Source organism: Acinetobacter lwoffii (genome assembly GCF_015602705.1).
Lineage (GTDB): Bacteria > Pseudomonadota > Gammaproteobacteria > Pseudomonadales > Moraxellaceae > Acinetobacter > Acinetobacter lwoffii_E.
The window spans coordinates 1,020,382-1,034,684 of sequence record NZ_CP059081.1; the positions used below are offsets into that span (position 1 = coordinate 1,020,382).

The window sequence follows — 14,303 nt, forward strand, 5'->3', positions numbered from 1 at the left end:
ATCGAATTTTATGAGGGATTGAAAATAATTATTCATTTTAAATAGTTGAAAATAACAAGTCGTCAAATTTTAAGATAATAAAAAAGCCCACTTCATGATGAGTGGGCTTTCTTGAATTTGGCTCTCCAACCTGGGCTCGAACCAGGGACCTGCGGATTAACAGTCCGTCGCTCTACCGACTGAGCTATTGGAGAATCTGAAAGCGATTATAGAGAGATTTTGACGGGGGTCAAGCAAAAATTATCATATTTATTATAAATACAGCCTGTCTGTTTTTAATTTGGGCAATTGCATAAATTTTACGAAAAATACTTGTCAGAATAAATTTCACTTGCTAGATTAAAACCATAAAGTCGTTTGACCAAATGGTCAAACAGTGTGGATTTAAACCTACTTGCCAGCACAAAAATGGCTAAATCGGAGACAGCGAATGAATACGCTCAGCATCCCTCAAATTTTCTCTCAACTGGCTTATTATCAAGAAAACTATCTTCAGATTATTGCCGATCCTGCACAGTATTATATCCCGGTTAAAGACGCTCATATCACGCTATGGCCTTTGGCGCAAAAATCACTTTATTTAGGTGATTTGCTGCAATTATGGTTTGCAGAAAAATGGTTGGTAGAAACTGAAAGTCAATTTAACTTTGAAGTTTTCCTGAATGCAGACTATCTGAAAGAGCAAGGCAAAGACCTTTATATCTATGCCATTTCTGGTAATCTTTTGACAGGTACTAATCAGTCTAAAGCGTGGCAAGCCTCAACAACACAAACACAAGATGTGGAATTAGCCAATGTTTCCAAGCATTATTTTGAGTTTCAAGGCTTAACTCGACCACGCTTGTCATTTGTTAAAGCAGGGCAGGCGAAAAGTAATATTATTTAAATGAAGTGTCTGATGAATTGTACAGGCTACCAATATTCATTCAGTCCGAATAATCATACAGGTCGCAGTGGCATGAGCATACAGGCGACCTTCTTCATCCAGAATCTGACCTTCAGAAATACCTAAATTTCTACTGAGATTAATTGATTTTCCTACGGCTTTCAGTGGCTGATTCTGAGGTATGGGGCGGCACATCTTTACATTCAGATCAATGGTGCCATAACCGACACCTGCTTCAAGTAAAGTATGAATCGCGCAGCCTGTCACGGTATCCAAAACGGTTGCAGCAAAACCACCATGGACGCCGCCAAGCGGATTTAAATGTCGATGATCAGCTTTTACCTTAAATTCTACATGTCCGCTTTTAATCACTGCTGGTTGCATCGACATGGTTTCGCTAATACTTGGGGCCGGGATTTTTTCATCACGCATCGCTTCCAGTAATGCTAAACCGCTCATTTCTTTTGGGTTCATTGTAATTTTCCTGTCATTATTCTTGAGTTGTTGAGATTTAATTCAAAATTGTGACATCGATAATAGCAATCTGGTATAGGAATGGCGGATTATTTTGTAAGAAGTACATTGCCTGCACCTGAGTAAAGTCATTTTTATAAAAAATAAGAAATAGAATGAGTTATGGCAGGATACTGGTATACATTTCTAATGAAATATCTCAGATCTAAATAATCTGCCAAAAAACGAATCTTATAAAAGAATTAAAAAATCGAGTGATAGGGTAATGAAAAAGTTTCTGCATCTTTGGGTGCCTATTTTTCTCAGTAATGCCATTATTATGCTCAGTAGTTTGTTCGACGTGATTTTTCTATCACATTTTTCACCTCAGCATGTGGCTGCATTGGCAGTCTGTTTGTCTGTTTGTCTGTTTGTCTGTTTGTCTGTTTGTCTGTTTGTCTGTTTATTCTTTGTGCTTTGTGACGGGTATTGGGGTGTTACAGGGCATGATGCAAGAGCTGGCAGAAGCCAATGGGCGTCAGGATTATGCGGATATACAGCGTATTGTGAAGCAAAGTATTTTGATTGTACTGGTGATTTCTGCTGTTGCGATGTACCTGTTTAATCATGCAACTCCTTTACTTCATTTTTTAAAGGCAGATGCGGCCTTACAGGCATTGATTGTGTCATGTCTGTGGCTGTTGGCTTGGACGATTCCAGCGCATTTATTGTTGCGCATTTTATATATTTTAACCCAAGCCTGTGGGCAGGCTAAGCGCGTGTTCTACGCCAATATGATCTATTTACTGCTCAAAGTGGCTTTGGCTTATGTCTTGATTTATGGCATTGAAGGTTATGTTACAAGCTATGGGGTTGAAGGTGCATTCATGGCACATTTGATTGTGCAGTGGGTACTGTTGTTTGTTTACTATTTTTTCTTCCTTGAGCGGAAGTTAAAGATCCAGTGGTCTGGTGTTTTCTTTCACTGGCAGACTTTGTGGAAAATTTTAAAAATTGGATTGCCCAATGCGGTGGTGACTTTTGTGGATGTATTTGCCATCAGCGCGATTGCTTTGCTGATCTTGCCTTCGGGTGACATTGTAGTGAATGCACATCAGGTGATGCTTGGTTTATTGGGCTTGATGTTTATGTTGCCGATGTCGATGGCATCCGCCTTCGGTATTTTGGTGTCGACTAAAATCGGTGCGGAGCAGATTGATGCTGCATGGCAACTCAGTAAACGGGCACTGATGGCTGTGATGCTAATAGCTATCGTTGTCATGTTGACTATTTGGGGTTTAGATAGTTGGATTGTAGGGTTATTTAGCAATGATGCGCAGGTGATTACATTAGCCTTGGCATCGATCTTGTTAATGTGTTGGATGCATATCTTTGATGAGCTACTGGTGATTAGTTTGGCAATGCTACGTTGCTGGCGAGAATTGTCAGACCGATGTTTATTTTTATCAGTACGGTGCTGGTCGTGGGCTTAGGTGGTGGTTGGTATGTGGCGTATCATCCAATGACACTGTTCAATTGGCAAAGCAATGCATTGGGGATTCATGGTTTTTGGTGGATGTTGAGTATTGCGTACACGATTGCAGCAAGTCTATGTTTTGTTTGTTTGCTCATTAAATACTTGAGCTATAAGCGAATACGACTCACTGTTTAATACATGTTGAAGAACATAAAAAAACCCGCGAAATTCGCGGGTTTTTTTATCTAGGAAGCTAGATTATTTTGCAGCTTTTTCAGCTTCGATTGAAGCAATCGCAGCATCAACGCCTTCGATAGAATCAGCAGCTTTCTTGATACGAGCAAGGGCATCTACCAGTACTTCGTCAGCAGTAGCGTAAGAGATACGCATAAAACCGCCAAGACCGAATGCATCGCCAGGAACCACTGCAACGCCAGTCTCTTCCAGTAACCATGCAGAGAATTCTGTGCAAGATTTAAGACCTTTGGCACGAATCAACGGTTTGATGTTGGCATATGCATAGAATGCGCCATCAGCAGGCAAGCAAGAAATACCGTGAATGTCATTCAAGCCTTTCACAACTAGGTCATGGCGACGTTTGAATGCTTCAATCATTGGCTCAAGTACATCTTGAGGACCATTCAAGGCAGCTTCAGCAGCAACTTGCGAAATTGAAGTTGGGTTTGAAGTTGACTGAGATTGGATCTTTTTCATTGCACCAATAAGTTTAGCAGGGCCCGCTGCGTAGCCGATACGCCAGCCAGTCATTGCATAGGCTTTAGATACACCGTTTAATACGATAGTACGGTCATAAAGGTCTGGTGCAACTGTTGCGATGTTGTAGAACTCGTCATCCCAACGGATTGGTTCGTACATATCATCAGATGCGATAAATACTTCTGGGTATTTACGCAGTACGTCAGCCAGCGCTTCAAGCTCAGCTTTAGTGTAGATCATACCTGTAGGGTTAGACGGGCTGTTCAATACTACTAGACGTGTTTTGTCAGTGATTGCAGCTTCTAATTGTTCAGGGGTGATTTTGAAACGTTGTTCTTCACCACATTTCACAATAACAGGAACACCTTCAGCGATGATCACCATGTCCGGGTAGCTTACCCAGAATGGTGCAGGGATGATGACTTCATCACCTTTGTTTAACAAAGCAAGAGCCAAGTTAAAGAATGATTGCTTACCACCACAAGAAACCAGAATCTGGTTTGCTGCATAGTCTAGGTTATTGTCGCGTTTGAATTTAGCAATAATGGCTTTTTTAAGACCTGGCGTACCGTCAACAGCGGTGTATTTGGTGAAACCGTTGTTAATCGCTGCAATTGCTGCATCTTTGATGTGTTGAGGGGTATCAAAATCTGGTTCACCTGCGCCCAAACCAATCACGTTGTGACCTGCAGCTTTTAATTCAGCAGCTTTGTTGGTCACAGCAAGCGTAGGGGACGGTTTGATGGCATTCACACGATCAGAGAGACGTACGTCCACGGCAGTATTCCTTCTTATAGGGATTAAAAAATAAAAAGCACATTATCTTAGCCTAAAATGGTGCAGATAGGGCAAAAGAATTTGGAAAACTTTAAGGAAAAAATGGTGTATTGGCCGAACTTTATCTTGAATTTCGATGCGCTGGAAGCAGGCAAGGGGAGACTTTTTACATCTCGGTCATGCATACGAATGCATGAAATATAAAATAAAAATGGCCACTTTAAAGTGACCATTTTGTGTTGTTGATGTTGTGGTTACGCACTAAAGCGTGACAAATCTTCGTCCGGGCGTGCTGTTAAAATTTCCGCGCCGGTTTTGGTCACCAGAATCGTATGTTCATATTGTGCCGATAATGAATGATCTTTGGTGACCACTGTCCATTTATCACCGAGTAATTTGGTTTTCCAGTCGCCGCCATTGACCATTGGCTCAATGGTAAAGGTCATGCCTTCTTCAAGCACCATGCCAGTATCTGGTTGACCATAATGCAGCACTTGCGGTTCGTCATGGAAAGTCGTACCAATACCGTGACCACAATATTCACGTACCACGCCAAAACGCTCAGATTCAACATACTGCTGAATGGCATGACCAATATCGCCAATAGTTGAACCCGGTTTTACAGTTTCAATACCCCGGTACATAGCTTCTTGCGCTACCTTACATAGACGGTTGGCAAGAATAGTGGTTTCACCACCCACGATATACATCATGTTGGTGTCACCATGGTAGCCATCTTTAATCACGGTCACATCAATGTTCAGGATGTCGCCTTTTTTCAATTTTTTACTGTCTGATGGAATGCCGTGACACACCACATGGTTCACAGAAGTGCAAATAGTATGTTGGAAGGCAGGTCGACCCGGTGCAGCGCCATAGCCTAAGCATGCTGGAATCGCCTGTTGTTGATTGACAATATAGTCATGACAAATCGTATCAAGTTCCAGAGTGGTGACACCCGGAACAATATGCGGTTTGATCATATCCAAAACTTCTGCCGCCAGTCGCCCTGCCACACGCATTTTTTCAATTTCGTCAGGGGTTTTGATGAGTCGACGTGGAGCTTGATAAGTGTTGTTCATGATCTCTAAAAACTTTTGGAAATTTGTGTGTGACTATGGTATAAATAGCCGCCCATTTTATCAAATGCTTTTTCGTGAATAAATTTCACGGGCTTTGTGCGATGAGGCAAAAAATCCGCACATATATCGACACATTACTCTGGGTGCCCTTTAGGGTGGAGAATGCGGGTATATGGAGGCCTAACCCAAACTTTAAGGTAAAGAAAATGGCAGATTACAACGTAAGCATGCGCGACCTTCTTCAAGCTGGCGCGCACTTTGGTCACCAAACTCGTTTCTGGAATCCAAAGATGCGTGATTACATCTTTGGTGCGCGTAACAAAATTCACATCATCAACCTTGAGCACACTGTTCCTGCGTTAAATGATGCTTTGAACTTTGCTAACAACTTGGCTAGCAAAAAGAACAAAGTTTTGTTCGTTGGTACTAAACGTGCAGCTTCTGCGATCATCCGTGAACAAGCTCAACGCGCTGGTCAACCATATGTAGATCACCGCTGGTTAGGTGGTATGTTGACGAACTGGAAAACACTTCGCCAATCTATCAACCGTTTAAAAGACCTTCAAACTCAATCTCAAGACGGTACTTTCGCTAAGCTGACTAAACGTGAAGCTCTAGAGCGTACTCGTGAGATGGAAAAACTTGAGCGTGGCTTAGGCGGCGTTAAAAACATGGGTGGTTTACCTGACGCATTATTCGTAATCGATGTTGATCACGAAGCGATTGCAATCAAAGAAGCTAAGAACCTTGGTATTCCTGTAATCGGTATCGTTGATACAAACTCTAACCCAGACAACGTAGACTACGTTATCCCGGGTAACGATGATGCGATCCGTGCAGTAACACTTTATGCTTCTGCTATGGCTGATGCGATTCTTGCTGGTAAAGAATATGCTCAATCACAAGCAAATGCACAAGCTAAAGCAGAAGAAGCTCCAGCTTCTGAGGCTTAATGCGTTTGACGCTAGCTTGTCATTTTTGCGACATGTGATGGTGGCAAAGTAAGCGTTATGTATGCAGGCGGCCCATGAGAACTCCTCTGGGCCGTTTCTGTTCTAAAAAGAATTCATTTTCTACCGAATTTAGGAGATAAACATGACTGCAGTTACAGCAAGCATGGTTAAAGAATTGCGCGATCGTACTGGTCTTGCAATGATGGAATGTAAAAAAGCTTTGACAGAAGCGGGCGGCGACGTTGAACTAGCGATCGACAACCTACGTAAATCTGGTCAAGCTAAAGCTGCTAAAAAAGCAGGTAACATTGCTGCTGACGGCGCAATCACAATTGCTCAAGACGGCAACAAAGCACTTCTTCTAGAAGTTAACTGTCAAACTGACTTCGTTGCAAAAGACGAAAACTTTGCTGGTTTCTCTGCGAAAGTTGCTGCTGCTGCACTTGCTGCAAACGTAACTGATCCTGCTCAAATCGCTGAATTGAAACTAGAAGATGGTGCAACTGTTGAAGAAGCGCGTATCGCTCTTGTTCAAAAGATCGGTGAAAACATCCAAGTACGTCGTGCGAAAATTGTTGAAGGCGAAAACCTTGCAGTTTACAAACACGGTCTTAAAATCGGTGTTGTTGTTTCTTACACTGGTGATGAAGCTACAGGTAAAGGCTTGGCAATGCACGTTGCTGCGTTCAACCCAGTTGCTGTAAATGCTGAAGGCGTTTCTGCTGAGCTTATCGCGAAAGAGAAAGAAATTGCTGAAGCGAAAGCACTTGAATCTGGCAAGCCAGCAAATATCGTTGAGAAGATGGTTGTAGGTTCTGTTGAGAAATACTTGAATGAAGTTGTGCTTGAGCGTCAAATGTACGTAATCGACAACGACAAGAAAGTTGCGGACGTTCTTAAAGCAACTGGTACTACAGTTGCAAACTTCGTTCGTTTCGAAGTTGGTGAAGGCATTGAGAAAAAAGCAGAAATGAGCTTCGCTGAAGAAGTTGCTGCTGCTCAAGCTGCTGCAAAATAATTCCTGAGGAATTAGAAAAAGCCCTATCTGATTGATGGGGCTTTTTTATGCTGGTCTATTCTTCATCAGCAATTCAAGAGCAGGATTTGGGTCTAGTGATAGAGCTCAGATCATGTATTCATCATTTAATAAAAAGTTATAAAAATGCCAAATAAAACCAATCTGAGCATCGGTGCAGTCATTGCACTGTTGATTGCTGCTTATCTGGGCCTGGATCTACAACAATCCCAACCACTTATTCCATCCGCATCTGATACTACAACTGAAACGCTTGATTCAGAGCCTAATTTAGTACCCTCTCAAACGACTGATGATCTGGACCGAATTGCACGGGCGTTTCAACAGCGCCAGAGTGATCTACAAGTGCGTTCAAGCGGGCAGGTGATTGCCGTTTTGCCAGATGATCATGAAGGATCGCGCCATCAAAAGTTTATCCTCGAATTACCAAATGGCCAAACTGTACTGGTTGCACATAATATCGATCTGGCACCGCGTATTCAGAGTATTCAAAAACAGGATCAGGTCGAGTTTTATGGAGAATATGAATACAGTGACAAGGGCGGGGTGATTCACTGGACGCATCATGACCCTGCGCGAAAACATGTCGATGGCTGGTTAAAACATCAAGGAAGAACCTATCAATAAGGTTCTTCCAATTGGATAAATCGAATATGGCGTTTAAACCCTCATAATTGCGCTGTTATGGCGCGATTTCCAGTTCGGTAGGATTTTACCTAAATAGGCATCCATGCACCAAATTGGGCCAATGAGGAGGAATTGGAGGTCTTTGAAGAACGAAGGCTTTTTACCTTCCACTTTGTGCCCATAAAATTGGCCAATCCAGGCTAAGACAAACAGGGCAATAAAGAAACCGGTACCGACTGGCAGAATCCAGATGAGCCAAGCCATCACCAACGTTAATACAGCCATCGCTACTGCCAAAACAAGATCTAGGCGTGCATAGAAGATAAAAGCCAAAACCAGTAGCAGGGTAGTCAGCAAAGCGCTGAAATGCGCTAGAATGCCAATAATCGAAAAATAGATGGTCGGTACGCAAACCCAGTGAATCAGCTTATTGGTTTTATTTTGATGGCTGTCACTATATTCATCAAACCATTCAGATATTGTTTTCATTCTTCGCTCCATTCCATGAACATGTTTTGCTTATCTGGAAATATAAAGCAGAATCCGGATATGGTCAAAAGTTAATCATGCAGGTGAAGGGATTTTATTAGGCAGGATGAGCCTACCAAAATTTTATTGAAAGAACTTTAAGATAGTGCTGAGCAGAGGCGTTTATATTCTTCTGTAAAAATGAGCACAATAAAAAAGCCACATTACTGTGGCTTTTGTTAAATGTGTTGCAGGTCAAATCTTAAGAATTCGGACCAGCGACACGTTCAATACTGACTTTTGCAGTACCGGCACTGGTAATACCCAACTGTTTCGCAGCACCGTAAGATAAATCAACAACACGGTTACCATGGAAAGGACCGCGGTCATTTACTTTAACCACGACGCTCTTGCCGTTATTACGGTTGGTTACGCGAATATAGCAGTTCAATGGCAGGCTACGATGAGCAGCTGTCATTGCGTTCATGTCAAAGGTTTCACCGCTTGCGGTTTTACGGCCGTGGAATTGACGACCATACCAAGACGCTGTACCTGTCTGACTGAATTTACGTACAGTATTAGAAGCCACTGTATTCAGTTTTTCAATCACTGAAGGCTCTTCTGCAGGAAGTTCAATTTTCGCTGCAATGGTTTCACGGCGAACTTTATCGCCCGAACGCTCAGTGATTGAAAGGCTGTTCAAATTTGTGAAATTTGAATTGAAGCTTTGAGCTTCTTTATTGAGTACTCGCGTTGCAAGACGCGAATTGTCATTTTCATTGGTGAATGAAGATGACGGAACCATATCTGCCTGCGATTGCGTCAGCGTGACGATCGTGGCAATGGCCATAAAAGACTTCAAAATTGAAGAATGCATCGAATCAACTCCTAACAGCATATCTATTGGTTGTTCATAAATGGCTGAAAAACCATGTAAACATGCCTGATATTTAACTTATGCAACTACATTTAACGAAATGGATAATATTCATGCCAGCAACACCCTGTCTAGTGTTTAATTAAAATAGTTAAAAAAAGAACGCAAAATAAACAATGATTGATCTAAAAATAATCAATATTGTAACATAATATTGAAATTGCTTAAAATATGCACAAATTAACCCATAAAAATGTTGACTTTCATAATTTATATTAATTTTCAGTGTTAACGGCTGGTAATTTCGGTACCTAATAACCACAAAGCAGTAGCATACATACGGCTACGATTATAAGTGGTAATCACTTGAAAATTTGGATAAGTGATGTAGTAAATCGAGCCATAATTCTCTTGTAATTGAATTACATTGACCAGATCCAGATCGTCAATTTTTACGATTGGATTCATTGGGCTGATGCCTTGCGTTTTTAACACACCATAAGGCATAGGTTGAGTCAGATCTTTGGCAATCACGGCATCGGGATTTGAACCGGTATAACGTGCCGGAAAGGCAATGGGCTGATTACGCTGCCAGCCGTGCTGTGCCAGATAGTTGGCAATCGAACCAATCGCATCTACCGCTGAGTTACGCAGGTCAATATGACCATTGCCATCGTAGTCCACTCCGAATTTTGGAATGTTGCTCGGCATAAACTGCGGATAGCCAACAGCGCCGGCATACGAACCCACCACAGAAGAGGTGGCAACACCATCTCTATACGACCAGGCAATTAAAGCAGCCAGTTCATCCTGAAAATACTGGGCACGACGTTCATAGCCAAACCCTAAGGTTGCTAGGGCATCACGAGTGACAAAAGAGCCCTTGTTGCTACCAAAACCGGTTTCTACACCTAAAATGCCCAGAATGATCGCCTGTGGTACACCAAACTGCTGTTCAGCACGGTTAAGCGTTTCTGCATATTGCTGTTTAAAACGTACGCCGCGCTGAATGGTAGATTCAGCTAAGAAGTTAGTTTTATACGAATACCAAGGCTTACTTTCACCTGGGCGATTCATGATATTGATAATATTAGGCAAATTACGCGTCCCGCTCATGGCGGAATCTACTTGCTGGGCACTCAGCCCATAGCTCTGCATGGCGTTCTGCTTAAAAGCGGCATAAGAAGGGTGATATTGGAAATCGTTGGCCAGACTCAAACTGCTGAGACCAAATGCGGTAAGTGCGATTGAAAGCTGCTTAAACTTTTTATAAAAATCTGATTTCAACATCTTGCTACGATTTCCAGTTTTTTGATGAGTTGCTGGCGATGTCATTTGAATCATGCCATGAAAAAGATTGATAAAATTTTTTCAATCGTGAGGCTTAAAGTGCCAGATTAAAGATAACATTCGGATGAATAAGAGACCTAGCCGCTTATACAAAAATAGCGATGGATTGGCTATTTTTACGGCAGTCTGTCTTATAGAGCCGCTTATCTGTAACAAGCTATTTCACTGATCATAAAAAAGCCTGACTGAAGTCAGGCTAATTCCTCAAGATTTACAGAGAATCTTGAAATCATGCTATCTAAAACTATTCTGTATAGAACAAAGTGTCGTGATATTCGGCCATGGCGCGCAGCTCATCTTTATTCAAATTCAGAATAATTTTATCTGCTGCCATATTGATAGCCTTGATCACTGCAGATGCGCCAATATCTGCTGCCTTACGTTTGATCATGCCAAGATCCAGGGTTTTATTAAAGTCGACCATAAAATGTCGGACTGTCGCTTCACCAAATTGCTTGTACAAGTTACTGAACGCTTGTTTATCGATACTCTGACCGGCTTTAAGTTCCGCATAATGATGCTTTAAATTCGTCACCAGACTGGCATCCAGTGACTCACCAATGCGGAAATGTCCTTCAGGATCTTTAAACAGACTGCGCTCAGAGAATGCAATCGACTCTCTGACCACATCATTCGGCGCTTTACTCAAAAGCTGCTTCAGCAAAACCGCAACAGTCGACTTAATATAGCCAGCCAGTTTTTCCGCAGTATCGCGTTTATCACTGGCAGGGAAGCGACGCACTAGCTCGGTGAGAATCGCATCAATAATTTCATCATTAATCATCAATGCGGTTTTATCACGCAATGGGTAAAGCGGCTCACTTGAATTTTTGTTTTTTTGTGCAGTCTGAATTGTATTTAAAAGCTCTGCAGAAGGAATAAACCCAAAAAATGGCATTGTTCAACCTCAATGTTTTTTATTGTCGCGCTAAACGAATAGGGCGAGGCATCCATGTTAAATCCGATACACGGCAAGGGTTGATATCCAATCCACCACGGCGTGTATAGGTTGCGTAGACCATCAGCTTTTCTGGTTTCAGTTGTTGCCAGATATCGGCAAACATCTGCTCCACACATTGTTCGTGGAACCCATTATGCTGACGGTAGGAAATAATATAAGCTAAAATACTCTTATAACAAGGTTTTTTACCCTGATAACGTATAAAAACTGTTCCCCAGTCCGGCTGGCCAGTGACAGGGCAGTTACTTCTGAGTAAATGTGAATACAGCTGTATTTCGCCTTCTGCTGCATCCTTCGAATCCAAAGCCAATAAACTGGCATCTGGATGATTTTCCAGACGCTCAGGTTTAAGCTCATCAATACAGATACCTTCCGGCTTGCTGATCTCTAATTCATCGACCTGAAACAATTGCAGTTTAACTTCAGCTTCAGCCGCAGTAGATAAATCTTTTTCTACGGTCGCGATAAAGGCTTCTTTAGATTCAAACTTGGCAAAGTTCAAACTATTGAAATACAGCTTCAAGGATTTGGATTCGATCAGATTCGGCGAGGACGCTGGCAAGCTAATGCGGCCAATAGCCACTTGCGGCACACCGGTTGAATTTAACCAGGAAATTTCAAATACATGCCACCAGTCTGCACCTTGCTGAATCGCTTCGACATGTGCGTATTGTTCACGGGCAGGCGCGCGCGAAATCGGAAACAGAACATCAGGCTGATATTCTGTCGGGTAATTGGTGTCTTTACCAAGGAGAGATTGTTCTACACTCATTATTCACGCATTCCTGAACCACGGGAGAGTAAATGATAGGCCACTGCATACAGCACGGCGCAACATAAGGTAATCACTGTCAGTGAAATGGCAACATTGACATCGCTATGTCCTAAAATGCCATAGCGGAACGCATTGACCATATACACGACAGGATTAATTAAAGATAAATTTTGCCAGAATGGGCTTAAGCTCGAAATAGCATAAAACACACCACCTAAATAGGTCAGTGGTGTTAAAACAAAAGTCGGGATGATCGAGATATCATCGAAAGATTTGGCATAGACGGCATTGATAAAACCACCCAAGGAAAACAGCAGGGAAGTAATCAAGACTGTATATATAGTCACAAACCAGTTAGTGATGTATAAATCGGCAAAAAATAAGCTCACGGCACTGACAATGATTGCCACCAGTATCCCACGAATCACACCGCCCAATACATGCCCCCATAAAATGGCATGCATCGGTACCGGACTCATGATCAGTTCTTCAATGCTTTTCTGGAATTTTGAGCTGAAGAAACTAGACGAGACGTTGGCATAGCTGTTGGTGATCACGGCCATCATAATCAGACCGGGCACAATGAACTCCATATAACTATAGCCGCCCATTTCTCCAATGCGTGAGCCGACCAGATTACCGAAGATTACGAAGTACAAACTCATGGTAATTGCAGGTGGCAACAGGGTCTGTGGCCAGATGCGCATAAAGCGACGGACTTCTTTATAGATAATGGTATATAAAGCTACGCTGAGTTGATTAATGTTCATTGCGCAGCTCCATCCAGATTTTTCTCGACCATTTTCACAAAAAGTTCTTCCAGACGATTGGATTTATTGCGCATACTGCGTACCTGAATATTCTGTGATTCCAGTAACTGGAACAGATCATTCATGGTATGTGCCTTGTCCATGGTAATTTCTAAGGTCATCGGATCGATCAGGTTAAATCGCACGCCTATGATATCGAGATGCAAAGGTTCAATCGGTTCGGCCAGATCAAAAATAAACGATTCTTCATTGAGCTGACTTAGGAAGCTTTTCATGGTGGTGTCTTCTTTAATCACACCGCGATCGATAATCGCAATGCGGCGACACAGCATTTCCGCTTCTTCTAGATAATGCGTGGTCAGAATGATGGAGGTGCCTTTTTCATTCATCTCGTTCAAAAATTCCCACATCGAACGACGCAGCTCGATATCAACACCAGCCGTCGGTTCATCCAGAATCAGCAGTTTCGGTTCATGCATCATGGCACGCGCGATCATCAGGCGACGTTTCATCCCGCCGGATAACATGCGAGCCTGAGTGGAGCGCTTTTCCCATAAACCCAGTTTGGTCAGATAAAGCTCCGCCCGTTCCTGTGCAATTTTTTTAGGAATGCCGTAATAGCCTGCCTGAGTCACCAAAATATCAAAGGTTTTTTCAAACTGGGCAAAGTTGAATTCCTGAGGCACTACGCCTAGGCACTGTTTGGCCTGAGAGGGGTGGGTATCCAGATTATGACCAAAAATTTCGACTGTACCGGAGGTTTTTTTTGTTAATGAGCTGATAATACCGATGGTAGTAGATTTTCCTGCGCCATTAGGCCCCAATAGCGCATAAAATTCACCTTCTGGTACATTTAAGTTAATCCCTTTCAATGCCTGAAAGCCATTGCGATAGGTCTTTGACACATCCCTTAAGATCAGTGCATCAGTCATGAATATCTCAAATGGTGAAAAGTTGAGATATTGTGAGTGATCTCGCAAAATAAGCCAAGTGATTCACATGCAATTCTGTGTTGCTGTTTTGGAACATTGTATAAAGCTTAAGCATAAAAATGATGAAGTTAGAGATAGTTGCTTTACCTTATGCTTTTTTTT

General features: G+C 42.3%; 15 protein-coding genes and 1 tRNA gene. 5 read left to right on the forward strand and 11 right to left on the reverse strand.

Features of this window, described 5'->3' with window-relative positions; all coding sequences use genetic code 11:
* Positions 1-118: 118 nt before the first annotated feature.
* A tRNA-Asn gene (locus H0S56_RS04860) sits at positions 119-194 on the reverse strand.
* A 236-nt stretch (positions 195-430) separates the two neighbouring features.
* Here H0S56_RS04860 and H0S56_RS04865 point away from each other — a divergent pair.
* The gene (locus H0S56_RS04865) at positions 431-886 is read left to right on the forward strand and encodes a hypothetical protein (RefSeq protein WP_005247501.1); all 456 of its coding nucleotides are present in this window, start codon (positions 431-433) and stop codon (positions 884-886) included.
* A gap of 36 nt (positions 887-922) precedes the next feature.
* Here H0S56_RS04865 and H0S56_RS04870 read toward each other — a convergent pair whose 3' ends face one another.
* Positions 923-1,360 (reverse strand): PaaI family thioesterase, encoded by a 438-nt coding sequence (locus H0S56_RS04870; protein ID WP_005247499.1) that lies wholly within the window; start codon positions 1,358-1,360, stop codon positions 923-925.
* 434 nt (positions 1,361-1,794) lie between these two features.
* Between H0S56_RS04870 and H0S56_RS04875 the strand changes: the two genes are divergently transcribed.
* Entirely contained in the window at positions 1,795-2,832 is a 1,038-nt protein-coding gene (locus H0S56_RS04875) for an MATE family efflux transporter (protein WP_265088324.1), read from the forward strand.
* Between the two features lie 242 nt (positions 2,833-3,074).
* On the opposite strand, the gene H0S56_RS04880 is transcribed toward H0S56_RS04875, so the two are convergent.
* Both H0S56_RS04880 and map read right to left on the reverse strand, forming a co-directional pair.
* On the reverse strand, positions 3,075-4,310 hold the full coding sequence (locus tag H0S56_RS04880; protein WP_005103791.1) for a pyridoxal phosphate-dependent aminotransferase: 1,236 nt from the start codon (positions 4,308-4,310) through the stop codon (positions 3,075-3,077).
* A 254-nt stretch (positions 4,311-4,564) separates the two neighbouring features.
* Positions 4,565-5,392 carry a type I methionyl aminopeptidase gene (map, locus tag H0S56_RS04885; RefSeq protein WP_114540898.1) on the reverse strand — a complete coding sequence of 276 codons (828 nt, stop codon included), beginning with the start codon at positions 5,390-5,392 and terminating at the stop codon, positions 4,565-4,567.
* Between the two features lie 206 nt (positions 5,393-5,598).
* Here map and rpsB point away from each other — a divergent pair, with 206 nt between their 5' ends.
* The 3 genes from rpsB (at position 5,599) to H0S56_RS04900 (ending at position 8,008) form a co-directional block, all read left to right on the forward strand.
* The gene (gene rpsB / locus H0S56_RS04890) at positions 5,599-6,345 is read left to right on the forward strand and encodes a 30S ribosomal protein S2 (RefSeq protein ID WP_004279050.1); all 747 of its coding nucleotides are present in this window, start codon (positions 5,599-5,601) and stop codon (positions 6,343-6,345) included.
* Between the two features lie 142 nt (positions 6,346-6,487).
* A complete protein-coding gene (gene tsf, locus H0S56_RS04895) occupies positions 6,488-7,363 on the forward strand; it encodes a translation elongation factor Ts (RefSeq protein WP_004279049.1) in 876 nt (291 codons plus the stop codon).
* Positions 7,364-7,507: 144 nt separating this feature from the next.
* Complete coding sequence (locus tag H0S56_RS04900) at positions 7,508-8,008, forward strand: DUF3465 domain-containing protein (protein WP_026055722.1); 501 nt, start codon at positions 7,508-7,510, stop codon at positions 8,006-8,008.
* Between the two features lie 33 nt (positions 8,009-8,041).
* Here the strand turns inward: H0S56_RS04900 and H0S56_RS04905 are convergent, their stop codons facing one another.
* The 7 genes from H0S56_RS04905 to H0S56_RS04935 all read right to left on the reverse strand — a co-directional run bounded on the left by H0S56_RS04905 (position 8,042) and on the right by H0S56_RS04935 (position 14,141).
* Complete coding sequence (locus H0S56_RS04905) at positions 8,042-8,497, reverse strand: Mpo1 family 2-hydroxy fatty acid dioxygenase (RefSeq protein WP_195725798.1); 456 nt, start codon at positions 8,495-8,497, stop codon at positions 8,042-8,044.
* Positions 8,498-8,738: 241 nt separating this feature from the next.
* Complete coding sequence (locus tag H0S56_RS04910; protein ID WP_004279046.1) at positions 8,739-9,353, reverse strand: septal ring lytic transglycosylase RlpA family protein; 615 nt, start codon at positions 9,351-9,353, stop codon at positions 8,739-8,741.
* Positions 9,354-9,641: 288 nt separating this feature from the next.
* Positions 9,642-10,643, reverse strand: a complete 1,002-nt coding sequence (gene mltB / locus H0S56_RS04915; protein WP_180039131.1) for a lytic murein transglycosylase B — start codon at positions 10,641-10,643, stop codon at positions 9,642-9,644.
* Positions 10,644-10,947: 304 nt separating this feature from the next.
* Positions 10,948-11,601: a hypothetical protein gene (locus tag H0S56_RS04920; RefSeq protein WP_005247485.1), complete on the reverse strand. Its 654-nt coding sequence runs from the start codon at positions 11,599-11,601 to the stop codon at positions 10,948-10,950.
* A 19-nt stretch (positions 11,602-11,620) separates the two neighbouring features.
* Positions 11,621-12,436 (reverse strand): NADPH-dependent 7-cyano-7-deazaguanine reductase QueF, encoded by an 816-nt coding sequence (queF, locus tag H0S56_RS04925; RefSeq protein ID WP_195725799.1) that lies wholly within the window; start codon positions 12,434-12,436, stop codon positions 11,621-11,623.
* A complete protein-coding gene (locus tag H0S56_RS04930; protein WP_004279041.1) occupies positions 12,436-13,209 on the reverse strand; it encodes an ABC transporter permease in 774 nt (257 codons plus the stop codon). Before H0S56_RS04930 ends, queF begins: the two co-directional genes overlap by 1 nt.
* Positions 13,206-14,141, reverse strand: coding sequence for an ABC transporter ATP-binding protein (locus H0S56_RS04935; protein WP_005106465.1), 936 nt, complete (start codon positions 14,139-14,141; stop codon positions 13,206-13,208). The genes H0S56_RS04930 and H0S56_RS04935 overlap by 4 nt, the downstream gene beginning before the upstream one ends.
* Between the last annotated feature and the right edge of the window lie 162 nt (positions 14,142-14,303).

Bases quoted from the DNA above. Each gene is read 5' to 3' on its own strand.
- map (WP_114540898.1), bottom strand. From the start codon at position 5,392: ATGAACAACACTTATCAAGCTCCACGTCGACTCATCAAAACCCCTGAC.
- H0S56_RS04900 (WP_026055722.1), top strand. From the start codon at position 7,508: ATGCCAAATAAAACCAATCTGAGCATCGGTGCAGTCATTGCACTGTTG.
- tsf (WP_004279049.1), top strand. From the start codon at position 6,488: ATGACTGCAGTTACAGCAAGCATGGTTAAAGAATTGCGCGATCGTACT.
- mltB (WP_180039131.1), bottom strand. From the start codon at position 10,643: ATGTTGAAATCAGATTTTTATAAAAAGTTTAAGCAGCTTTCAATCGCA.
- H0S56_RS04870 (WP_005247499.1), bottom strand. From the start codon at position 1,360: ATGAACCCAAAAGAAATGAGCGGTTTAGCATTACTGGAAGCGATGCGT.
- H0S56_RS04935 (WP_005106465.1), bottom strand. From the start codon at position 14,141: ATGACTGATGCACTGATCTTAAGGGATGTGTCAAAGACCTATCGCAAT.
- H0S56_RS04905 (WP_195725798.1), bottom strand. From the start codon at position 8,497: ATGAAAACAATATCTGAATGGTTTGATGAATATAGTGACAGCCATCAA.
- rpsB (WP_004279050.1), top strand. From the start codon at position 5,599: ATGGCAGATTACAACGTAAGCATGCGCGACCTTCTTCAAGCTGGCGCG.
- H0S56_RS04910 (WP_004279046.1), bottom strand. From the start codon at position 9,353: ATGCATTCTTCAATTTTGAAGTCTTTTATGGCCATTGCCACGATCGTC.
- H0S56_RS04865 (WP_005247501.1), top strand. From the start codon at position 431: ATGAATACGCTCAGCATCCCTCAAATTTTCTCTCAACTGGCTTATTAT.
- H0S56_RS04930 (WP_004279041.1), bottom strand. From the start codon at position 13,209: ATGAACATTAATCAACTCAGCGTAGCTTTATATACCATTATCTATAAA.
- H0S56_RS04920 (WP_005247485.1), bottom strand. From the start codon at position 11,601: ATGCCATTTTTTGGGTTTATTCCTTCTGCAGAGCTTTTAAATACAATT.
- queF (WP_195725799.1), bottom strand. From the start codon at position 12,436: ATGAGTGTAGAACAATCTCTCCTTGGTAAAGACACCAATTACCCGACA.